This is a genomic window from Escherichia sp. WS33, from assembly GCF_046486385.1.
Lineage (GTDB): Bacteria > Pseudomonadota > Gammaproteobacteria > Enterobacterales > Enterobacteriaceae > ECMA0423.
In genome coordinates this window covers 104,532-126,795 of record NZ_JBJQLJ010000005.1, presented here as the reverse complement: position 1 = coordinate 126,795, position 22,264 = coordinate 104,532, and the positions used below count along the sequence as shown (strand labels likewise).

Sequence of the window (22,264 nt, the reverse complement as noted above, 5' to 3'; positions counted from 1 at the left end):
CAACATCAATACAAAAGTTGGAATATTTTTCCAAAACTAGATTTAGTCCACAAATTGAACAGGGTTATCATGTAAAAATACTGATAAATCAGAGGATAAGAAAATCACGCAACTTGCGGATTTAAAAGGGGATACCTGAAGATGTTCGATCCAGAAACCTTGCGGACTTTCATTGCGGTTGCTGAAACAGGAAGTTTTTCAAAAGCGGCAGAACGATTATGTAAAACCACGGCGACGATCAGTTATCGCATTAAACTTCTGGAAGAGAATACCGGAGTAGCGCTGTTTTTCCGTACGACTCGTAGCGTGACGTTGACAGCGGCTGGCGAGCATCTACTTTCCCAGGCCAGAGACTGGCTGAGCTGGCTGGAAAGTATGCCAAGCGAGCTGCAACAGGTGAATGATGGCGTGGAACGCCAGGTGAATATTGTCATCAACAACCTGCTCTACAACCCCCAGGCCGTCGCCCAGTTGCTGGCGTGGCTGAATGAACGTTACCCCTTTACCCAGTTTCACATCTCCCGACAAATCTATATGGGCGTCTGGGATTCGCTATTGTACGAAGGTTTTTCACTGGCTATCGGCGTCACGGGAACCGAGGCGCTGGCAAATACCTTTAGTCTTGATCCCTTAGGATCGGTGCAATGGCGCTTTGTCATGGCGGCGGATCATCCGCTGGCGAACGTTGAAGAGCCGCTAACAGAAGCGCAGTTGCGGCGCTTTCCGGCGGTCAATATTGAAGACAGCGCCCGCACCTTAACCAAACGCGTCGCCTGGCGATTGCCAGGGCAAAAAGAGATTATTGTTCCTGATATGGAAACGAAAATCGCCGCCCATCTTGCGGGCGTTGGCATTGGTTTTTTGCCAAAATCGCTTTGCCAGTCAATGATCGATAATCAACAACTGGTTAGCCGGGTAATCCCAACGATGCGCCCTCCTTCGCCATTGAGTCTGGCATGGCGCAAATTTGGCAGCGGCAAAGCGGTAGAAGATATTGTGACCTTGTTTACCCAGCGCAGGCCGGAAATCAGCGGATTTTTAGAAATTTTCGGCAACCCACGCAGTTAAAAATCAAGTTTCCTTGCGCGTTGGCGCGTAAAATAGCGCGCAAGCTGATTTGAGGTTCACTTTTAACTATGCAAGAGAGACACACGGAACAGGACTATCGTGCCCTGCTGATTGCTGATACGCCCATTATTGATGTTCGCGCCCCTATCGAGTTTGAGCAAGGCGCAATGCCCGCCGCTATCAATCTGCCGTTAATGAATAACGATGAACGCGCCGCCGTTGGCACCTGCTATAAACAGCAAGGCTCAGACGCAGCGCTGGCGCTGGGGCATAAACTGGTGGCGGGTGAAATTCGTCAGCAGCGCATGGACGCCTGGCGGGCAGCGTGCCTGCAAAATCCGCAAGGTATTCTCTGCTGCGCCCGTGGCGGTCAGCGCTCACATATTGTGCAAAGCTGGTTGTATGCAGCGGGGATTGATTATCCGCTGGTGGAAGGCGGTTATAAGGCACTGCGCCAGACCGCGATTCAGGCGACTATTGAACTGGCACAAAAACCGATAGTGCTGATTGGCGGTTGTACTGGCAGCGGTAAAACGCTGTTAGTGCAGCAACAGCCGAACGGTGTTGATCTGGAAGGGCTGGCGCGCCATCGCGGTTCGGCGTTTGGTCGCACGTTACAACCACAACTTAGCCAGGCGAGTTTTGAAAACCTGCTGGCTGCCGAAATGCTGAAAACCGACGCCCGTCAGGATTTGCGCCTGTGGGTGCTGGAAGACGAAAGCCGGATGATCGGTTCGAATCACCTGCCGGAATGTCTGCGCGAGCGAATGACTCAGGCGGCGATTGCGGTGGTAGAAGATCCGTTTGAGATCCGTCTTGAACGCCTGAACGAAGAGTATTTCTTGCGTATGCATCATGATTTTACCCACGCTTATGGCGACGAACAGGGCTGGCAGGAATATTGCGAATACCTGCATCACGGACTTTCGGCGATTAAGCGTCGGCTGGGGTTACAGCGCTATAACGAACTCGCTGCCCAGCTGGATACGGCGCTGACAACGCAACTCACCACCGGCAGCACCGACGGTCATCTGGCCTGGCTGGTGCCGTTACTTAAAGAATATTACGACCCAATGTATCGCTATCAGCTTGAGAAAAAAGCGGAAAAAGTTGTCTTTCGCGGTGAGTGGGCGGAAGTGGCGGAATGGGTTAAGGCGCAGTGATGGGCGGTATTCTGAAACGGCGATTGTCGTGAGAACAGAATGGTTGCACCAGAATACAGATATAAAAAAACCGACATGACAGTCGGTTTTTTTATTTTTTCCGCCCAAGACTTGGTGGTTCCGGGCAGAAATGAAACAGTCCTCATCTAGCAAGCGAATTATAAGTCAGGATGCCTACATATTCAAACAGCTATGTTGGCGATACAATCCCGACGCTAGTAGTGATACTGCCTCAAGGGATTACCGCAGTGCGGAAAAGTACTTTTAAGTCCTGGTCAGGATACAGGTGGTGCTGATTCTGGTGCTCTAATTTGGAGAGAGGCAGTCCTCATCTAGCACATGAAGAAAATCATAGTTACAGGCAACGTAAGGGTAAGCTGTGATTGTCTTTCTCCCTTAAGGGAGCAACGGATGAAAACTTTTCTCGATAAAGTTCTCATCGTTCTTAAGGCGCTAATCGCGCTGCTGGAACTGATCCGTCAGTTTATTGAATAACTGAGGAAACGTAGCTAAGGCCGAAGGTTTACCACCTTCGGCCTTTAAAAAAACCGACATGACAGTTGGTTTCATATTTATTGCCAAAATGCACACTGTTCATGCCGGATGCGGCGTAAACGCCTTATCCGGCCTACACAATCTTGCAAAATCAATATATTGCACGATCTTCGTAGACCAGATAAGCGTAGCGCATCAGGCAATCTAACGCCTGTCATCACCCCGCAAACTGCCTGAACAGCGCCTTACCCTTAACCAGTCTCGCGCCCAGCCAGCCGCCGAAAAGCGACAGCAGCAGCGCACCGCTGCACGGCAGCACAATCCACAATCGCCAGTCTGGCTCCCACGGGAAATCAAACACTTTCGCCTGCAACACTGCCAGTGCCGTTTCCGCACCAATTGCGGCCACCAGGCCGGAAACAAACCCAAGCATGGCGAACTCACACCACAATGTCGTGCGCAGCAGTTTTTTCCCCGCACCGAGTGTGCGCCATACCACCAGCTCCTGATGACGCTGGCGCATTCCCACCTGCACCTGTGCCAGCAACAGCAACATACCGCAGGCGGTGACCAGCACCACCATCACCTCCAGCGCCCGACTTACCTGCTCCAGCACCTGACCGACCTGTTTTAAAATCGCGCCAATATCTAACAGGCTAATGGTCGGGAACTGGCGGTTGAGTTGTGTCAACATGCCGTTGCCATTCTCCCAGCGGAAACTGGTAAGCCAGCTCTGCGGTTGCCCGTCTAATGCCCCTTCAGGGAAAATAAAATAGAAATTAGGCCGCAGACTTTCCCAGTCCACTTTGCGCAGGCTGGTCACTTTAGCGCGGAACTCCTGGGTATCGCCCATAAAAGTCACGGTATCACCGAGGGCAACGTTTAAGCGTTTCGCCAGCCCCTCTTCCATCGACACTTCATCGGCTTTTGGCGGCCAGTTACCGGCGACAATCGGATTATGATCGGGCCGCGTATTTTGCCAGGTAAGATTGAGTTCGCGATTAAGCGCCTCATCTTCATTACCTTCTGTCGGCTTATCGTTAATCGCCGTCAGCCGCGCCCGCACTACCGGATAAAATGATTCCGGGACTATATGATGTTCCGCGAGGAACGCTTTTAGCGGTGCTACCTGTTCTGTGGCGATGTTAATTAAAAAGTAGTTCGGGCTTTCTGGCGGTAGCTGCTGCTGCCAGCGGTCGAGCAGATCGCCACGCAATACCAGCAACAGCGCCAGCAGCATAAAGGAGAGCGAAAATGCCGAAAGCTGGCTTAACGTTGACCACGGCTGACGTAACAGGCGGCTAACCGCCAGGCGCAGAGGTAGCGATTTCAGCGTCATGCGGCGAAGTACATTCAGCTGCATCCAGCCCAGCACACCGCACAGCAAAGCCAGTACTACCGCGCCCGCCAGCACCGCCCAAAGCAGCATGCTGCCACCCATTAATCCGGCGAGCAGCAGCACAACCACCACACTGACAATCGGCAGATAAAACTTCAGCGGCCAGACGTTCGCTACCACATCATTACGTAATACGCGTAAAGGCTGCGTTGCCAGCAACAAGCGGTATGGTCGTAGCCCCACCAGCAGCGAGATGACCGTCATGGTGCCAAGCGCCCACAGCCACGGCCAGAGGCTGGCTGGCGGTAGTGCAGCAGGCAGAACGGGCTTGAGCAGCACCATCAACACGTTTTCGAACAACAGGCCTATGGTCCCACCGGTAACGGCTGAAAGCGTCAGCACCATCAACCACTGACCGACAATTAGCTTACGCAGTTGCGCTCGCCCTGCCCCCAGCGTTTTGAGGATCGCCACCAGATCGTAGCGACTGCGACAGTAATGATTCATCGCTACCGCCACCGCTGCCACTGCCAGCAGCAAGGTCAGAAGCGCCGAAAGCAGCAGGAACTGTTGCGAGCGTTCCATCGATCGCCCCAGCGCGCCTTCGTCCTGTTCCAGACCGTACCAGCGTTGTTCGGGTTTAAGCTGGGGTAACAACCATTTCTCATAGCCGTCGAGCTGGTTCTCGTTGCCGCCGAATTTATAACGCCAGGTGACCCGACTCCCCGGCTGCACGGCTCCGGTTTTATCGACATCCGCCAGATTCATCATCAGACGCGGAGCCATCTGGAAGGGGTTAAAACCGGAATCCGGTTCCTGAATCACTTCTCCGGCAATCCGCAAGGTGGCATCGCCCACGTCAATGGTGTCGCCCGTTTTCAGGTTAAGTAGTGCCATCAGGCGTGGGGCCAGCAATACGCTGCCCGCCTGCGGTTTCAGGCCAGGGGGATTGGTTTGCAGATCGCCATACATCGGATAGATATCATCCACCGCTTTGACGTTCGCCAGCTGCGGTGTGTCGCCTGCAAATGTCATGGTGGCGAAAGTCAGCTGCTTGCCGACTTTCAGGCCGCGCTTTTGCGCTTCCTCCAGCCACGCTTGCGGCACTTCGCGCGAACTGCGCAACGCCCGATCGCCCGCCATAAACTCCCGGCTTTGCTGGCTTAAGCCCTTCTCCATGCGATCGCTGATATTGCCCAGCGCCAGCACGCAGGCCACCGCCAGGCTTAGCGCCAGCCAGACAATTAATAGCGACGGCGAGCGCCATTCGCGCCAGAACCAACGTGCAATCATGCTTCCTCCTGCAACTGCCCGTTCACCAGCCGTAAGCAGCGGTCGCAGCGTGCCGCCAGTTGCAGGTCGTGGGTCACCATAATCAACGTGGTGCCATGCTCACGGTTGAGGGAAAACAGCAAGTCGGCAATTTTATCGCCCGTCTGGCGGTCAAGGTTGCCGGTGGGTTCGTCGGCAAACAGCACATCAGGTCGACCATTAAAGGCTCGCGCCAGCGCCACTCGTTGCTGTTCGCCGCCGGAAAGCTGTGTCGGAAGATGATCAAGACGTTTACCCAGCCCTAACTGTTCGAGCAACGCTTTCGCCCCGTTACGACTTTCCGCGCTACTCTCACCGCGCAGCAGCGCCGGAAGCTCGACGTTTTCCAGGGCGTTAAGGGTAGGAATTAACATAAATGACTGAAAAACAAAGCCTACGTGCTTCGCGCGCAACTTTGCCCGCGCTTCTTCGTCCATATTATGTAGCGGTTGTCCCACCAGACTCACTTCGCCACTGCTGCCGTCATCCAGCCCGGCGAGGATCGCCAGCAAGGTTGACTTACCCGATCCCGACTCGCCCACCAGTGCAATGGTCTCGCCACGTTTGACAACCAGCTCAACTCCGGTGAGGATGGAGAGTTCATGCTCCCCCTGACCGACGGACTTCTTAAGATGATGAACTTCAACAATGTTTTCCGCTGGCATTTGCCCTTCCTGTTCCTGGTCCTGTTAACCTTCCGTGCCGCCGCAGCGGACACGTTATTGATTCTGGGTGATAGCCTGAGCGCCGGGTATCGAATGTCTGCCAGCGCGGCCTGGCCTGCCTTGTTGAATGATAAGTGGCAGAGTAAAACGTCGGTAGTTAATGCCAGCATCAGCGGCGACACCTCGCAACAAGGACTGGCGCGCCTTCCGGCTCTGCTGAAACAGCATCAGCCGCGTTGGGTGCTGGTTGAACTGGGCGGCAATGACGGTTTGCGTGGTTTTCAGCCACAGCAAACCGAGCAAACGCTGCGCCAGATTTTGCAGGATGTCAAAGCCGCCAACGCTGAACCATTGTTAATGCAAATACGTCTGCCTGCAAACTATGGTCGCCGTTATAATGAAGCCTTTAGCGCCATTTACCCCAAACTCGCCAAAGAGTTTGATGTTCCGCTGCTGCCCTTTTTTATGGAAGAGGTCTACCTCAAGCCACAATGGATGCAGGATGACGGTATTCATCCCAACCGCGACGCCCAGCCGTTTATTGCCGACTGGATGGCGAAGCAGTTGCAGCCTTTAGTAAATCATGACTCATAAAGCAACGGAGATCCTGACAGGTAAAGTTATGCAAAAATCGGTCTTAATTACCGGATGTTCCAGTGGAATTGGCCTGGAAAGCGCGCTCGAATTAAAACGCCAGGGTTTTCATGTGCTGGCAGGTTGCCGGAAACCGGATGATGTTGAGCGCATGAACAGCATGGGATTTACCGGCGTGTTGATCGATCTGGATTCGCCAGAAAGTGTTGATCGCGCAGCCGACGAAGTGATCGCCCTGACCGATAATTGTCTGTATGGGATCTTTAACAATGCCGGATTCGGCATGTATGGCCCCCTTTCCACCATCAGCCGCGCGCAGATGGAACAGCAGTTTTCCGCCAACTTTTTCGGCGCACACCAGCTCACCATACGCCTGTTACCCGCGATGTTACCGCACGGTGAAGGGCGTATTGTGATGACATCATCGGTGATGGGATTAATCTCCACGCCGGGTCGCGGCGCTTACGCGGCCAGTAAATATGCGCTGGAGGCGTGGTCAGACGCACTGCGCATGGAGCTGCGCCACAGCGGAATTAAAGTTAGCCTGATCGAACCCGGTCCTATTCGTACCCGCTTCACCGACAACGTCAACCAGACGCAAAGTGATAAACCAGTCGAAAATCCCGGCATCGCCGCCCGCTTTACGTTGGGACCGGAAGCGGTGGTGGACAAAGTGCGCCATGCTTTTATTAGCGAGAAGCCGAAGATGCGCTATCCGGTAACGCTGGTGACCTGGGCAGTAATGGTGCTTAAGCGCCTGCTGCCGGGGCGCGTGATGGACAAAATATTGCAGGGGTGAGTTGAAGCGCGCGCTTAAGCCCCCATGTCAAAGAAAATATCGACAACAGAGAGCGACTCCATGTCCGTAGAAAATATTGTCAACATTAACGAATCTAACCTGCAACAGGTTCTTGAACAGTCGATGACCACTCCGGTGCTGTTCTATTTTTGGTCTGAACGTAGCCAGCACTGTTTGCAGTTAACCCCAATTCTGGAAAGCCTTGCGGCGCAGTACAACGGGCAATTTATTCTGGCGAAGCTGGACTGCGACGCGGAGCAGATGATTGCCGCCCAGTTTGGTCTGCGCGCGATTCCGACCGTGTATCTGTTCCAGAACGGGCAACCGGTAGATGGCTTCCAGGGGCCGCAACCGGAAGAGGCGATCCGCGCCCTGCTGGATAAAGTGCTGCCGCGCGAAGAAGAGCTGAAAGCGCAGCAGGCGATGCAACTGATGCAGGAAGGCAATTACACCGATGCCCTGCCATTGCTGAAAGACGCCTGGCAGTTGTCGAATCAGAACGGGGAGATCGGCCTGCTGCTGGCAGAAACGCTGATTGCGCTGAACCGTTCTGAAGATGCGGAAGCGGTGCTGAAAACCATTCCGTTGCAGGATCAGGACACCCGCTACCAGGGGCTGGTGGCGCAAATCGAACTGCTGAAGCAGGCGGCTGATACGCCGGAAATTCAACAGTTGCAACAGCAGGTGGCGGAGAATCCAGAAGATGCCGCACTGGCGACGCAACTGGCTCTGCAACTGCACCAGGTTGGGCGCAATGAAGAGGCGCTGGAGTTGCTGTTCGGGCATCTGCGTAAAGATCTCACCGCCGCAGACGGTCAGACGCGTAAAACGTTCCAGGAGATCCTCGCTGCGCTGGGTACGGGTGATGCACTGGCGTCGAAGTATCGCCGCCAGCTGTATGCATTGTTGTATTGATATTCCGTTGATCGGCACATGAACCACAACGCCGGATGCGATGCTGCGCATCCGGCATCGCATCATTTCTTCTTCAATTGCGTCACCACCAACTGGTGGCGCGAATTATAAAACTTACGATAGGTTAAATAGCAGGCAATAATGGTCGACAAGCTGGCGGTTGAGAGCAGCATAAAGGTCACCATAATCTGATATTTAATCGCCTTCACCGGATCAATCCCGGCAAATATCAGCCCGGACATCATTCCTGGTAAACTCACTAAGCCAACCGTTTTTGCTGAATCGACCGTCGGAATTAAAGCCGCGCGAATACTGTCGCGAATCAATATCGCTGAAGCCTGCTTCGGCGTCGCACCAAGACTCAGTTTCTCCTGAATCTGTTGCTGTTCGCTAATGACCCGTTGCCCTAAATTGTTGTAACACAACCCCACCGCTACCATGGCGTTACCGGCAATCATCCCGGCGATAGGGATCACCTGCATCGGGATAAATTCAATCGACCCAGAGAGAATCAGCACCGCCAGGGTAATTCCCGCCCCGACCGTAATGGCAATAAACGATGAGATAAAAGCTTTAGCAATATATTTACTGCGTTTTTGCGCGTTCCACGCCGCATTAAAGCAGATAAATAACACCATCAATAATGTCAGGCTGGCATCATCCACGCTGAAAATATACTTCAGCACATAGCCGACAATAATCAGCTGAATTATCGCTCGCCCGACGCTCCAGAAAATATCTTTCTCCAGCGCCAGTTTTTCTTTATGGCTAATTAAGATTGCCACCACCACCAGCATTAATGCCAGTGCCAATGATTCGTTAGTAATATTATGCGAGTTCATAGCGTGCTTCCTGCATTTCTCCGGCATGCGGTTGCAGTGTAATCACTTTATCCGCATGATTAATTTCGTCTTTATCGTGTGTCACCCACAGCACGGCAATATTTTGCTCGCGCACATAACGATGGATCATCTCATTAACGTTATGTTTATTACTTTCATCCAGCGCACTGGTGATTTCATCCAGCAATAAAACCTTCGGCATAAATTGCAGGTTACGAATCAGTGAGATGCGTTGTTTTTCACCACCAGATAGCTCGGCGATATTTTTCGTCAAAATGCTGTCCGGCAAAGCGAAGCGTTCGAGAAAATCGAGAAAAATGGCCGGGTCAGGCTGCTGGTTACGGATCTGCCAGGGAAAGATCAGATTATCGTATACCGTATCGCCAAACAGCGTCGGCGTCTGGGCGCAGTAAGAGACTTGCTGGCGGTAGATTTCTGGCTTTAGTGTGCTGACATCCTCACCTTCAAACAGTAACGTTCCGCTGGTTGGGCTGATCAATGAAGCAACTATTTTTAGCAGCGTACTTTTGCCACAACCGGAAGGACCGGTAATTAACTTAAATTCGCCAGCACGCAGCGAAAAATTGATGTTATTAAGAATCTTCGCATCACCCGCCAGATATCCTACGTTTTGTAGCTGAAGCAAAGGACTATTTTCCTGCATCACTGTTCCCTTTTTCTGATTTTTACTAAAAACAGTTTATCCTTCGCAGGAATAAGGGGGAACTCTCTTTCAGTAATCAGGTATAATTTGTTTAATCAAGCAGCAATTTTGCTGATTATGGACGGTACAACAGGAGGTTTTTCCGATGCTTATCTTTATCCCGATTCTCATTTTTGTCGCGCTGGTCATTGTCGGCGCGGGCGTCAAAATCGTGCCGCAGGGCTATCAATGGACGGTAGAACGTTTTGGTCGCTATACCAAAACGTTACAGCCGGGGCTCAGTCTGGTGGTGCCGTTTATGGATCGCATTGGTCGCAAGATCAATATGATGGAGCAAGTGCTCGATATCCCTTCCCAGGAAGTTATCTCGAAAGATAACGCCAACGTTACCATCGACGCAGTCTGTTTTATTCAGGTGATTGACGCGCCGCGCGCGGCTTATGAAGTCAGCAATCTGGAGCTGGCGATCATCAACCTGACCATGACTAACATCCGTACCGTGTTGGGTTCAATGGAACTTGACGAAATGCTCTCTCAGCGCGACAGCATCAACTCACGCCTGCTGCGTATTGTCGATGAAGCCACCAACCCGTGGGGGATTAAAGTCACCCGTATTGAAATTCGCGACGTGCGCCCACCGGCAGAGCTTATCTCTTCAATGAACGCGCAGATGAAAGCGGAACGTACCAAACGCGCTTACATTCTTGAAGCGGAAGGGATCCGTCAGGCGGAAATCCTCAAAGCCGAAGGTGAAAAACAGTCGCAAATCCTGAAAGCGGAAGGCGAACGTCAGTCGGCGTTTTTACAGGCTGAAGCGCGTGAACGTTCCGCTGAAGCAGAAGCCCGCGCCACCAAAATGGTGTCTGAAGCCATCGCCTCCGGTGATATTCAGGCGGTGAACTACTTCGTAGCGCAGAAATACACCGAAGCGTTACAGCAGATCGGTTCCTCCAGTAACAGCAAAGTAGTGATGATGCCATTAGAGGCCAGCAGCCTGATGGGGTCGATTGCCGGGATTGCCGAGCTGGTGAAAGACAGCGCCAACAAACGGACTCAGCCATGATGGAGTTAATGGTCGTTCATCCACATATTTTCTGGCTCAGTCTCGGCGGTTTGCTGCTGGCAGCCGAGATGCTGGGCGGAAATGGTTATTTGTTGTGGAGCGGCGTGGCAGCGGTGATTACCGGCCTGGTGGTCTGGCTGGTGCCGCTGGGTTGGGAGTGGCAAGGGGTAATGTTTGCCATCCTGACGCTGCTCGCCGCCTGGCTGTGGTGGAAATGGTTGTCGCGGCGGGTGCGCGAACAAAAGCACAGCGATAGTCATTTAAACCAGCGCGGGCAGCAGCTGATTGGCCGACGTTTTGTGCTGGAATCTCCGCTGGTCAACGGGCGCGGTCATATGCGCGTCGGTGACAGTTCATGGCCTGTCAGCGCCAGCGAGGATCTCGGTGCAGGTACGCATGTTGAAGTCATTGCGATAGAAGGGATAACCCTACATATCCGAGCCGTCTCGTCTTAATCACCCTGCCCGATGATGACAGCAGCCGGAGAGATTTTCGATAATCGGGCAGTCGGCGCTGTCATCGCCAGGGCAGGCATTCGCCAGTGCCAGCAGCTGGTCGCGCATGGATTGCAGCTCCTCAATGTGTCGTTCGATCTCCGCCACCTTCTCCAGCGTGCGCCGTTTGACGTCGGCGCTGTGCCGCTGCGGGTCGTTAAACAGATTCACCAGCTCGCCGCTCTCTTCCAGGTTAAAGCCCACCTGCCGTGCCTGGCGCAGTAAGGTCAGTTCGTTGAGATGCTGCTGCGTGTAGGTGCGATAACCGTTTTCGCTGCGCATCGGCGGCGTCACCAGCCCCTTCTCTTCATAGAAGCGAATGGCTTTGCTGGTCAGGCCGGTAATTTTTGCTACATCGCTGATGTTCATCGTTCGCGCAACGCCTCCTGTGCTTTGTTAAAGGGTTTCAACAGATATTCAAGCACGTTTTTTTGCCAGTGCGAATATCGACCGCCACCACAATAATACAGGAAGTACTGCGCACAGAGAGATGTTATACGGTTTTATTGCGCTTCATGACCATTGCCACAATAAGGCTGAGTAAGAGTGAGCCAATAATCCATATCAACGCACGGCTACCCTGGGACCACAGACTGTAGATAAAGCCAACGATCACCAACAACATCACCAACGTACCAACGATAAGAATCGGCAACGAGGCGTGAATATCATGACGCAGGCGGATCGCCACCACAAACACCGCCAGGTAGCAAATCAAAAAGGTGGCGCTGGCAACACTGGCGAGTGAGCCTAAATTTAGCGCCGCCGTCATCAGCATAATCAACACCACGACAATGATGTTGCCCCAGGTACTCTGCCGCCACAGGGATTTATTCATTAGCTTCGGCAGTTCGCGTTCGCTGCCCATGTTGTCCATGATGTTAAACACGGCGAACAGGTTCGCGTTAATGGCTGAAGCCGTCGCCAGTAAAGCGCCGATGACGACGATCACATAACCCACATGTCCGAGCAGCGGAGAAGCAGCCTGCGCTACGGCGGTATCGGCATATTTTTCTAACTCTAATGCCGATACATCGCTAAGCAAAACCAGTGCCAGCGAGATATAAAGCAACGTGGTAACGCCAATCGCCACCAGAAACGCCCGCGGCATAATGACCTGCGGATCTTTCACTTTATCCGCCGCGTTCGCCATCATGCCAAAGCCCGCATAGGCAAGGAAGGTTATCCCGATACAGGAGAAGAACGCACCGGAGCTGGGGGGCGCAGAGACGGAAATATGCGCCGGTTGCAGCGACCAGACACCGGCAATAATCAGCAATAACAGGATCATCATTTTAATGCCGACGAGGATCACTTCCAGCCGCCCTACCGCATGGTTGCTTAAGGAGTTGAAAAGCGTCATCACCGCAATGATCCCCAACGCGTAGAGCAAAATAAGGTGCTCCTCCTGGCTGCCTTCATGCAAAAACTGCACGGCATAAGCGCCAAAAGCACGGGCGACCATGGCGATGCTCACCGCCAGCGTCAACAGGTACAGTAACGAGAGCGCCAGCGAAAAGACGCCGTTGCCTAATCCGCGACGAAAGAAGTCGATAATGCCGCCATTGCTGGGATAGCTCGCCCCCAGACGCGCATAGGCATAACCGGAAAACATCGCCACAATACCGCCAAAAGCAAAGGCGACCCAGGTCGAGGCTTCCATTAGCAACGCAGCCTGCCCCAGCAGCGCGAAGATCCCCGCCCCCACCATTGCCCCAATACCGATGGAAACGACATTCCATAGACCGAGGGGTTTGTTACCGTTATTACCTTCCGTGTTCATCATGATCAGCCCTTAAACACGTTATAGCCGAGTTGCTTAGCGACCGATGCCACCATTTTTTGACCGCGAACACTGTTGCCTTCTTCGTCCAGCGGTGGTGAGAACGCGGCAATTCCCATCACACCAGGGACGACCGCCAGAATACCGCCACCTACACCGCTTTTGCCCGGTAAACCAACGCGATATGCCCACTCACCGGAGCGACCATACAGCCCTTCCATCATCATTTCGGCCAGAATGTACGGCACGTTATCGGCCTGAAGAACGCGTTTATGCGTCAGCGGATTCACTCCCCCCGCCGCCAGCGTCGCGCCAAGTGTTGCCAGTTCAACAGTATTGAGGAGCGTGGAGCACTGACGGGTGTACACGTCACAGGCTTCCATTGCATCACAATAGAGATATCCGGCGGAGTACAGCAGCCAGGCAATGGCCCGGTTATGGAAGTTGGTTGTTTGTTCCGACTGGTTGACTTCGTCAGAGAGCGCTACCTGCTCACCAGCCAGTTGCTGTTGGATATGTAAAATTCGCTGCCAGCGTTGTTCAACATTTTCAGCGTTAATCAGGCTGGTGGTGGCAATGGCGCCAGCATTTACCAGTGGCGAAAGCGGTTTGCCGCCATGCAACTCTAAGGCGATAACTGAGTTAAAGGGCAATCCGGTCGGGTCAGCGCCAATTTTGTCCTGTACCGCCTGCGGGCCGACATCCTCTAACGCAAGGGCTAACGTACAGACTTTCGAGATGGATTCCAGCGCAAAGCGGTAATCACTGTCACCCGCACTATAGACCTTGCCATCGCAGGTCACGATAGCCACTGCCGCCAGTTGACCAGGCACATTCGCCAGAAAGGGAATGTAGTCGGCATTTTGACCGCCGTTAAGTGAGTGAAATTGGGTGTAAGCCTGATCCACTGCCTGCTGTAATTTGTTTGCATCTAACATCTTTTGTTAACTCCTTTTTATAGATGCGGGAGGTAATTCCTCACCCCGGTGCCGATTTTGAGGCATCCTGATTTAACTTAGCACCCGCAACTTAACTACAGGAAAACAAAGAGATAAATGTCTAATCCTGATGCAAATTGAGCCAATTTTTTAATCTTTACGGACTTTTACTCGCCTGGTTTATTAATTTCTTGACCTTCCCCTTGCTGGAAGGTTTAACCTTTATCACAGCCAGTCAAAACTGTCTTAAAGGAGTGTTTTATGTCACAAATTATCGACCTGACCCTGGACGGCCTGTCCTGCGGTCACTGCGTTAAACGCGTGAAAGAAAGTCTCGAACAGCGCCCGGATGTGGAACAAGCGGATGTGTCTATCACTGAAGCGCACGTTACCGGGACTGCCAGTGCAGAACAGCTGATCGAAACCATCAAACAAGCGGGTTATGACGCATCTGTAAGCCACCCAAAGGCTAAACCGCTGGCGGAGTCATCAATCCCGTCGGAAGCACTGACAGCGGTTTCTGAGGCGCTTCCGGCAGCGACCGCCGATGACGATGACAGCCAGCAGTTGCTGCTGAGCGGCATGAGCTGCGCCAGCTGTGTCACCCGCGTACAAAATGCGCTGCAAAGCGTACCGGGCGTCACTCAGGCACGGGTAAACCTGGCGGAGCGTACTGCGCTGGTGATGGGCAGTGCCTCCCCACAAGATTTAGTGCAGGCGGTGGAAAAAGCGGGCTACGGCGCGGAAGCGATTGAAGATGACGCGAAACGCCGTGAGCGCCAGCAGGAAACCGCCGTTGCTACGATGAAGCGCTTCCGCTGGCAGGCAATTGTCGCACTGGCGGTGGGTATCCCGGTGATGGTCTGGGGGATGATTGGCGATAACATGATGGTCACCGCTGACAACCGCAGCCTGTGGTTGGTTATCGGCCTGATAACCCTGGCGGTGATGGTTTTCGCCGGCGGCCATTTTTACCGCAGTGCATGGAAAAGCCTGCTGAACGGTGCAGCGACGATGGATACGCTGGTGGCGCTGGGTACTGGCGTGGCGTGGCTCTATTCGATGAGCGTCAACCTGTGGCCGCAGTGGTTCCCGATGGAAGCGCGACATCTTTATTACGAAGCCAGCGCGATGATTATCGGTCTGATCAATCTCGGCCATATGCTGGAAGCACGCGCACGTCAGCGTTCTTCTAAGGCGCTGGAGAAATTACTCGATTTAACCCCACCGACGGCGCGCCTGGTTACTGACGAAGGTGAAAAAAGCGTGCCTCTGGCGGAAGTGCAGCCAGGTATGTTGCTGCGCCTGACGACCGGCGATCGCGTGCCGGTAGATGGCGAGATTACCCAGGGCGAAGCATGGCTGGATGAAGCGATGCTGACGGGCGAACCAATCCCGCAGCAAAAAGGCGAAGGCGAAAGCGTCCATGCCGGGACAGTGGTACAGGACGGTAGCGTGCTGTTTCGTGCCAGTGCGGTTGGCAGCCATACCACGCTGTCACGGATCATTCGCATGGTGCGCCAGGCCCAGAGCAGCAAGCCAGAAATCGGTCAGCTGGCGGATAAAATCTCAGCCGTATTTGTACCTGTGGTGGTGGTGATTGCGCTGGTCAGTGCGGCAATCTGGTACTTCTTTGGTCCGGCACCGCAAATTGTTTATACCCTGGTGATTGCCACCACGGTACTGATTATCGCCTGTCCGTGTGCGCTGGGGCTGGCGACGCCGATGTCGATTATTTCCGGCGTCGGGCGGGCGGCTGAGTTTGGCGTGCTGGTGCGGGACGCCGACGCGCTGCAACGCGCCAGTACACTCGATACCGTCGTGTTCGATAAAACCGGGACGCTGACCGAAGGGAAGCCGCAGGTTGTCGCAGTGAAAACGTTTGCTGATGTTGATGAAGCGCAGGCATTGCGTCTGGCGGCGGCACTGGAGCAAGGTTCCAGCCATCCGCTGGCACGGGCGATCCTCGATAAAGCAGGTGATATGCAGCTGCCGCAGGTCAACGGTTTCCGCACATTGCGCGGGCTGGGCGTGAGCGGTGAAGCTGAAGGTCATGCGTTATTGCTGGGCAATCAGGCGCTGTTAAATGAGCAACAGGTTGGTACCAAAGCTATCGAAGCGGAGATTACTGCTCAGGCATCGCAAGGAGCAACGCCTGTGCTGCTGGCGATTGACGGGAAAGCAGTAGCCCTGCTGGCTGTACGCGATCCGTTGCGTAGTGATAGCGTGGCGGCGCTGCAACGCCTGCATAAAGCGGGATATCGTCTGGTGATGTTGACCGGGGATAACCCAACCACCGCCAATGCGATCGCCAAAGAAGCTGGAATTGATGAAGTGATTGCCGGAGTGCTGCCGGACGGTAAAGCCGAAGCGATCAAACGTCTGCAAAGTGAAGGACGTCAGGTGGCAATGGTGGGCGACGGCATTAACGACGCGCCAGCGCTGGCCCAGGCGGATGTCGGCATTGCGATGGGTGGCGGCAGTGATGTTGCCATTGAAACCGCGGCGATTACCCTGATGCGCCATAGCCTGATGGGCGTTGCGGATGCGCTCGCGATTTCCCGCGCAACGCTGCGCAACATGAAGCAGAACCTGCTCGGTGCCTTTATCTACAACAGCATCGGTATTCCGGTCGCCGCCGGTATTTTGTGGCCGTTTACTGGAACACTGCTTAACCCGGTAGTTGCCGGAGCGGCAATGGCGCTCTCGTCGATTACCGTAGTGAGTAACGCCAACCGGTTGCTGCGGTTTAAACCGAAGGAATAAGTACGTCATTGCGGATGCGCTGCTTTAGGGCGGCGCATTTGGCATCGACGCATGACTGCCGGATGCGGCGTAAACGCCTTATCCGGCCTACGAGATGAAGCGATGTTTTGGCCTTACGCGACCTTTTTTGCACGCTCTTCACGGCGTGCCAAATATTCAGCCACTGTTTCAATCCGTCCCAATTCTTCCTGGGTGCGCATGTTGTTTTCAACTTCCCAAAGATCAACTGCCGCCTGGAGGTTTAGCCTAAAATCGACTGTGGTATCAAAAACTTTCGCCAGACGGAATGCCATCTCAGTGGTGAGTTTACGATTGTTATTGATCAGTGCACTGACGCTATTACGATGAACATGCAGCAACTCTGCTAACTCATTGATTTTCAAATCGAGCGGTTCCAGATATTCATAGAGAAGAATATCTCCGGGTGTCGTCGGTTTTCTTGTTGCCTGTTTCATGGTTTTTAACTGTTGCTTCCCTGTGAATAGCGATGCAAGAACATACTGAATCATACAAACACATTAAACAAGTCCCCAACTCCATTTGCGCCATCCCTCACCGCGCGCTAGCATGATATTTCACAAAGGGAGGTCGTATGGATCTGTTGTACCGGGTAAAAACGCTTTGGGCCGCGCTGCGCGGTAATCATTACACCTGGCCTGCCATCGATATCACCCTTCCCGGCAATCGCCATTTTCATCTGATTGGCAGTATTCATATGGGTAGCCACGATATGGCTCCCCTGCCCACCCGTTTGCTCAAAAAGCTCAAAAACGCCGATGCGCTGATCGTCGAGGCGGATGTTTCCACCAGCGATACGCCTTTTGCTAATTTGCCTACTTGCGAGGCGCTGGAAGAGCGCATTAACGAGGAGCAACTCCAAAATCTGCAGCACATTAGCCAGGAGATGGGCATTTCTCCGTCGCTCTTTTCTACTCAACCGCTGTGGCAAATCGCGATGGTTCTTCAGGCGACGCAGGCACAAAAACTGGGGCTGCGGGCAGAATACGGTATCGATTACCAGTTATTGCAGGCGGCGAAGCAACAACATAAACCCGTGATTGAACTGGAAGGGGCTGAAAACCAGATTACCATGTTGCTCCAGCTCCCTGACAAAGGACTGGCGCTGCTGGACGATACGCTGACCCACTGGCATACCAACGCACGGTTGCTGCAACAAATGATGAGCTGGTGGCTGAATGCACCTCCGCAAAATAATGATATAACGCTGCCCAATACGTTCAGTCAGTCGCTGTACGATGTGCTGATGCATCAGCGAAATCTCGCCTGGCGGGATAAATTACGCGCCATGCCGCCGGGGCGATATGTGGTCGCGGTCGGTGCACTACACCTGTATGGAGAAGGGAATTTGCCGCAAATGTTGCGCTAAAAAAATGGCCAATATCGCTATTGGCCCGTCAAAGAGGAATTTCATTTTTTTATTATTATGCCGTCACTTTAAGCGACGGTGTAACTCGATTGTCGCTCAATCTCACCATCCTGCCAATACTCTTAGGCAAGATGACTCTTTTTTTTGGACCGCCATCAGGCGTATGCTTGCTTCGTTTTTTTGTTTAAGGCAGGAAAATTACCATGACACCCGCAGTTAAATTACTCGAAAAAAACAAGATTTCGTTTCAAATCCATACCTACGAGCACGATCCGGCTGAAACCAATTTTGGCGATGAAGTCGTCAAAAAATTAGGTTTGAATCCGGATCAGGTCTACAAAACGCTGCTGGTGGCAGTGAACGGTGATATGAAACACCTTGCCGTGGCCGTTACGCCGGTCGCAGGTCAACTGGATCTTAAAAAAGTAGCAAAAGCGCTGGGTGCCAAGAAAGTTGAGATGGCCGATCCGATGGTCGCGCAGCGTTCGACGGGATACCTGGTTGGGGGGATTAGCCCACTGGGGCAGAAAAAACGTCTGCCAACGATTATCGACGCCCCCGCACAAGAATTTGCCACTATTTATGTTTCCGGCGGCAAGCGCGGACTGGATATCGAACTGGCGGCAGGCGATCTGGCAAAGATCCTCGATGCCAAATTTGCTGATATCGCCCGCCGCGATTAAGCATTGTGCCGGATGCAAACATCCGGCACTTTCGGATTACTGCCAGCTCACCTCACCTTTCGGTTCATAAACACTCACATCCAGCGGCGAGCTTTTCTGGATATACGCTTTCAGCACTTCGGCATCAATAAAGCCGGTATTCACATAGCCCGGTTTGTTATCAAGGCGCGGATATCCATCACCGCCGGTGGCATTGAAGTTTAATGTCGCCATACGGTAAGTTTTCGCCGGATCGACCGGTTCGCCTTTGATTTTAAGGTCGTTCAGTTTGCCGTCTTTCGCCACAAAGCTAACGTTGGCAAATTGCGGGTAGGCACCTGAATCTGGCTTCATCTGCGCGACGGCGGTCAGGTAATCAATCACCTCTTTACCGGTCATGTCGGCATACACCACCACATTGCCGAATGGCTGCACTTTCAGCACGTTTTTATAGCTGATATCGCCTGCTTCGATAGAATCACGAATTCCGCCTCCGCTCATCACCGCAAAGTCGGCACCAGTGCGATCCATTTGGGCTGCCAGAATCAACCGCCCCATATTGGTCTGTACAAAACGCACTTTGTCACGATCGCCTTCCAGACGACCATTGGTTTCGCCTATTTTCACTTCCAGCTGCGCTTTGCCTTTGTTCTGGAACGGTGATAACAGCGAGATCATTTGCTGGTTTTCAGCGATTTCAGGAGTGTAAAGCACGCGCTCGCTTTTCCCGTCTTCCCAGGTCACTTTCTTCTTCAGGTTCACCGGAATCAGCTGGTAGTTAACCATTTTCATTTCGCCATTACGAAACTCAAAATCAGCCCGTCCCACGTATTTGCCCCACTCATGCGCCTGCACAATCCAGATGCCGTTTTGTTGATCTGGCTTGCATGGCGTACCCGGCACGTAATCGACCTGTTTTTTGTTTTCTGCCGCCATGCAGACCGGATCTTGCGAGTGACCACCGACGATCATCGCCAGCGATCCGGCAGGCAGCGCGCGTGCCATCTCCACATCGCCCGGTGCGTTAGAGCCGTGCTCACCATTATCGTAATGCCCCATATGGGTCGCCGCGATAATAATGTCTGGCTTTTCTGTCTGTTGCAGCTCCTGAATCACCAGCTTCGCTTCATCGGCGGGCTTACGAAATTCGACATCAGTGAAGTATTCCGGGTTACCAATTTTTGCTGTGTCATCGGTTGTCAGCCCAATGACGGCAATTTTCAGATCCTGACGCTTAAACAGCGCCCACGGTTTAAACAGGCGCTCGCCAGTACTTTTCTGGTAGATATTCGCGGAAAGCAACGGGAACTTGGCCCACTTTTCCTGCTGGCGTAATACGGTGAGCGGATTATCAAATTCATGATTACCGATCGCCATCGCGTCATAGCCCACCAGATTCATACCGCGAAAATCAGGTTCGGCATCCTGTAAGTCAGACTCGGGCACGCCAGTGTTAATGTCGCCACCGGAAAGTAGCAGCACGCTACCGCCTTCAGCCGCAACCTCTTTGCGGATACCATCCACCAGCGTTTTTTGCGCCGCCAGACCATATTCGCCATATTCATTGCGCCAAAAATGCCCATGATGATCATTGGTATGCAGAACTGTAATTTTGTAGGTTTTATCCTGCTCATACGCCAGAGCAGTTTCACTCGCCAGTGTAAATGTGGTTAACAGCGCTAACGCCACGCCCCGCTGCAATAATTTCATACTTCTCTCCCTGACCTGATTTCAACGTGTTGAAAAATAGTATGACGCGACATCATAGACAAGTCTGCGTCCGGTGAAGATAAATCTGCATCCAGATTAGAAATTCTGTATTCGGCGTTGAGACTTCCTTCAGGCGACGCATACAGGTATGTTAGTCGGGTAATAATCACAAATAAGATCATTCTTTACATCGCAACCCTGAAAAAGTGACTTTCCTATGGCAATGAGTGAACAACCCCAGCCTGTGGCGGGCGCGGCTGCGTCAACGACCAAGGCCCGAACATCGTTTGGTATTTTAGGTGCTATCAGCCTCTCACATCTGCTGAACGACATGATCCAATCGCTGATTCTGGCGATTTATCCGCTGCTTCAGTCAGAATTTTCTCTGACATTTATGCAGATTGGCATGATAACCCTCACCTTCCAGCTCGCCTCTTCGCTACTGCAACCAGTGGTCGGCTACTGGACCGATAAATATCCGATGCCGTGGTCGTTGCCAATTGGCATGTGCTTTACCTTAAGTGGTCTGGTGCTGCTTGCGCTGGCGGGCAGTTTTGGCGCAGTTCTGCTGGCGGCGGCGCTGGTCGGTACCGGTTCATCGGTCTTTCATCCGGAATCTTCTCGCGTAGCCCGTATGGCTTCCGGCGGGCGGCATGGCCTGGCGCAATCTATCTTTCAGGTCGGCGGCAACTTTGGCAGTTCCCTGGGACCCTTGCTGGCGGCGGTGATTATCGCGCCTTATGGCAAAGGCAACGTTGCCTGGTTTGTGCTTGCGGCACTGCTGGCGATCGTGGTGTTGGCGCAAATCAGCCGTTGGTACTCGGCACAGCACCGAATGAATAAAGGAAAACCCAAAGCGACGATTATCAATCCACTGCCGCGCAACAAAGTGGTACTGGCGGTCAGCATTCTGTTAATCCTCATTTTCTCGAAATATTTCTATATGGCGAGCATCAGCAGCTATTACACCTTTTATCTGATGCAAAAATTCGGATTATCTATCCAGAATGCTCAGCTTCATCTGTTTGCCTTCCTGTTTGCCGTTGCGGCAGGTACGGTGATCGGCGGGCCTGTAGGGGATAAAATTGGGCGGAAATATGTGATTTGGGGCTCTATCCTCGGCGTTGCGCCGTTTACGCTGATTTTACCCTACGCCAGCCTGCACTGGACGGGGGTTTTAACGGTGATTATTGGATTTATCCTCGCTTCGGCATTCTCTGCCATTCTGGTTTACGCTCAGGAGCTGCTTCCGGGACGTATCGGTATGGTTTCTGGACTCTTTTTCGGTTTTGCTTTTGGTATGGGAGGTCTGGGAGCGGCAGTTCTGGGGCTTATCGCCGATCACACCAGTATCGAGTTAGTCTATAAAATCTGTGCTTTCCTGCCACTATTGGGGATGTTGACCATATTCCTGCCTGATAACCGGCATAAAGACTGATTTCATTGCAGCCAAAGGCAAACTTTGGCTGCATCGTTTTACAGTCGCCATAAGCCTTTCCTCTGTTAAACCGCCTTCTGTTTTCCGATCCGTGCTTTTTTTGCAGCTAATTCCATTTTTCTGCAAAATTCAATAATTATTCATGAACATCATCAATGAAATTGTCAT

The 22,264-nt window shown here is 52.9% G+C and carries 21 protein-coding genes and 1 pseudogene; 12 read left to right on the top strand and 10 right to left on the bottom strand.

Annotated features, from left to right (window positions below; all coding sequences use genetic code 11):
- Positions 1–141 precede the first annotated feature (141 nt).
- The 3 genes from allS to dinQ all read left to right on the top strand — a co-directional run bounded on the left by allS (position 142) and on the right by dinQ (position 2,726).
- Positions 142–1,068 (top strand): HTH-type transcriptional activator AllS, encoded by a 927-nt coding sequence (gene allS / locus ACJHXA_RS06255; protein ID WP_000460145.1) that lies wholly within the window; start codon positions 142–144, stop codon positions 1,066–1,068.
- A 68-nt stretch (positions 1,069–1,136) separates the two neighbouring features.
- Positions 1,137–2,231: a tRNA 2-selenouridine(34) synthase MnmH gene (gene mnmH, locus ACJHXA_RS06250; protein ID WP_001158000.1), complete on the top strand. Its 1,095-nt coding sequence runs from the start codon at positions 1,137–1,139 to the stop codon at positions 2,229–2,231.
- A 339-nt stretch (positions 2,232–2,570) separates the two neighbouring features.
- Complete coding sequence (gene dinQ, locus ACJHXA_RS06245; RefSeq protein WP_001308457.1) at positions 2,571–2,726, top strand: damage-inducible type I toxin DinQ; 156 nt, start codon at positions 2,571–2,573, stop codon at positions 2,724–2,726.
- Between the two features lie 217 nt (positions 2,727–2,943).
- Here dinQ and ybbP read toward each other — a convergent pair whose 3' ends face one another.
- Entirely contained in the window at positions 2,944–5,358 is a 2,415-nt protein-coding gene (ybbP, locus tag ACJHXA_RS06240; protein WP_000561877.1) for a putative ABC transporter permease subunit YbbP, read from the bottom strand.
- Positions 5,355–6,041 (bottom strand): putative ABC transporter ATP-binding protein YbbA, encoded by a 687-nt coding sequence (gene ybbA / locus ACJHXA_RS06235; protein ID WP_001110579.1) that lies wholly within the window; start codon positions 6,039–6,041, stop codon positions 5,355–5,357. The genes ybbP and ybbA overlap by 4 nt, the downstream gene beginning before the upstream one ends.
- On the opposite strand from ybbA, the gene tesA reads away from it, so the two are divergent.
- The 3 genes from tesA to cnoX are packed head-to-tail and all read left to right on the top strand — an operon-like array spanning position 6,012 to position 8,349.
- On the top strand, positions 6,012–6,635 hold the full coding sequence (gene tesA / locus ACJHXA_RS06230; protein ID WP_001295836.1) for a multifunctional acyl-CoA thioesterase I/protease I/lysophospholipase L1: 624 nt from the start codon (positions 6,012–6,014) through the stop codon (positions 6,633–6,635). The genes ybbA and tesA overlap by 30 nt on opposite strands.
- Complete coding sequence (ybbO, locus tag ACJHXA_RS06225) at positions 6,625–7,434, top strand: NADP(+)-dependent aldehyde reductase (RefSeq protein WP_000148953.1); 810 nt, start codon at positions 6,625–6,627, stop codon at positions 7,432–7,434. The genes tesA and ybbO overlap by 11 nt, the downstream gene beginning before the upstream one ends.
- Before the next feature lie 60 nt (positions 7,435–7,494).
- Positions 7,495–8,349: a chaperedoxin gene (cnoX, locus tag ACJHXA_RS06220; protein WP_001295322.1), complete on the top strand. Its 855-nt coding sequence runs from the start codon at positions 7,495–7,497 to the stop codon at positions 8,347–8,349.
- A 62-nt stretch (positions 8,350–8,411) separates the two neighbouring features.
- Here cnoX and fetB read toward each other — a convergent pair whose 3' ends face one another.
- A complete protein-coding gene (gene fetB / locus ACJHXA_RS06215; protein ID WP_001297299.1) occupies positions 8,412–9,191 on the bottom strand; it encodes an iron efflux ABC transporter permease subunit FetB in 780 nt (259 codons plus the stop codon).
- On the bottom strand, positions 9,178–9,855 hold the full coding sequence (gene fetA / locus ACJHXA_RS06210; RefSeq protein WP_001157535.1) for an iron efflux ABC transporter ATP-binding subunit FetA: 678 nt from the start codon (positions 9,853–9,855) through the stop codon (positions 9,178–9,180). The genes fetB and fetA overlap by 14 nt, the downstream gene beginning before the upstream one ends.
- A gap of 145 nt (positions 9,856–10,000) precedes the next feature.
- Between fetA and ACJHXA_RS06205 the strand changes: the two genes are divergently transcribed.
- Complete coding sequence (locus tag ACJHXA_RS06205) at positions 10,001–10,918, top strand: SPFH domain-containing protein (RefSeq protein WP_000904502.1); 918 nt, start codon at positions 10,001–10,003, stop codon at positions 10,916–10,918.
- Positions 10,915–11,373 carry an NfeD family protein gene (locus tag ACJHXA_RS06200; RefSeq protein ID WP_000970323.1) on the top strand — a complete coding sequence of 153 codons (459 nt, stop codon included), beginning with the start codon at positions 10,915–10,917 and terminating at the stop codon, positions 11,371–11,373. Before ACJHXA_RS06205 ends, ACJHXA_RS06200 begins: the two co-directional genes overlap by 4 nt.
- Here ACJHXA_RS06200 and cueR read toward each other — a convergent pair whose 3' ends face one another.
- From cueR to glsA, 4 genes and pseudogenes are all read right to left on the bottom strand, one after another.
- Positions 11,374–11,781, bottom strand: coding sequence for a Cu(I)-responsive transcriptional regulator (cueR, locus tag ACJHXA_RS06195; RefSeq protein ID WP_001026747.1), 408 nt, complete (start codon positions 11,779–11,781; stop codon positions 11,374–11,376). It lies immediately after the preceding gene.
- Positions 11,778–11,875, bottom strand: a pseudogene (locus tag ACJHXA_RS06190) (hypothetical protein); the annotation flags it as partial. The gene cueR and the pseudogene ACJHXA_RS06190, both read right to left, overlap by 4 nt.
- A gap of 30 nt (positions 11,876–11,905) precedes the next feature.
- Positions 11,906–13,198 carry an APC family permease gene (locus ACJHXA_RS06185; protein WP_000982172.1) on the bottom strand — a complete coding sequence of 431 codons (1,293 nt, stop codon included), beginning with the start codon at positions 13,196–13,198 and terminating at the stop codon, positions 11,906–11,908.
- A 2-nt stretch (positions 13,199–13,200) separates the two neighbouring features.
- The gene (gene glsA, locus ACJHXA_RS06180; protein ID WP_000883017.1) at positions 13,201–14,133 is read right to left on the bottom strand and encodes a glutaminase A; all 933 of its coding nucleotides are present in this window, start codon (positions 14,131–14,133) and stop codon (positions 13,201–13,203) included.
- 261 nt (positions 14,134–14,394) lie between these two features.
- On the opposite strand from glsA, the gene copA reads away from it, so the two are divergent.
- Complete coding sequence (copA, locus tag ACJHXA_RS06175; protein WP_000078268.1) at positions 14,395–16,899, top strand: copper-exporting P-type ATPase CopA; 2,505 nt, start codon at positions 14,395–14,397, stop codon at positions 16,897–16,899.
- 113 nt (positions 16,900–17,012) lie between these two features.
- Here copA and ACJHXA_RS06170 read toward each other — a convergent pair whose 3' ends face one another.
- Entirely contained in the window at positions 17,013–17,354 is a 342-nt protein-coding gene (locus ACJHXA_RS06170; protein ID WP_001344274.1) for a HigA family addiction module antitoxin, read from the bottom strand.
- A 137-nt stretch (positions 17,355–17,491) separates the two neighbouring features.
- On the opposite strand from ACJHXA_RS06170, the gene ACJHXA_RS06165 reads away from it, so the two are divergent.
- Together ACJHXA_RS06165 and ybaK are read left to right on the top strand one after the other, a co-directional pair.
- Positions 17,492–18,286, top strand: a complete 795-nt coding sequence (locus ACJHXA_RS06165) for a TraB/GumN family protein (protein ID WP_000365182.1) — start codon at positions 17,492–17,494, stop codon at positions 18,284–18,286.
- A 203-nt stretch (positions 18,287–18,489) separates the two neighbouring features.
- The gene (gene ybaK, locus ACJHXA_RS06160) at positions 18,490–18,969 is read left to right on the top strand and encodes a Cys-tRNA(Pro)/Cys-tRNA(Cys) deacylase YbaK (RefSeq protein WP_000186631.1); all 480 of its coding nucleotides are present in this window, start codon (positions 18,490–18,492) and stop codon (positions 18,967–18,969) included.
- A gap of 36 nt (positions 18,970–19,005) precedes the next feature.
- On the opposite strand, the gene ushA is transcribed toward ybaK, so the two are convergent.
- Complete coding sequence (gene ushA / locus ACJHXA_RS06155; protein WP_000771766.1) at positions 19,006–20,658, bottom strand: bifunctional UDP-sugar hydrolase/5'-nucleotidase; 1,653 nt, start codon at positions 20,656–20,658, stop codon at positions 19,006–19,008.
- 217 nt (positions 20,659–20,875) lie between these two features.
- On the opposite strand from ushA, the gene fsr reads away from it, so the two are divergent.
- On the top strand, positions 20,876–22,096 hold the full coding sequence (fsr, locus tag ACJHXA_RS06150; protein WP_001251608.1) for a fosmidomycin MFS transporter: 1,221 nt from the start codon (positions 20,876–20,878) through the stop codon (positions 22,094–22,096).
- Positions 22,097–22,264: the final 168 nt, after the last annotated feature.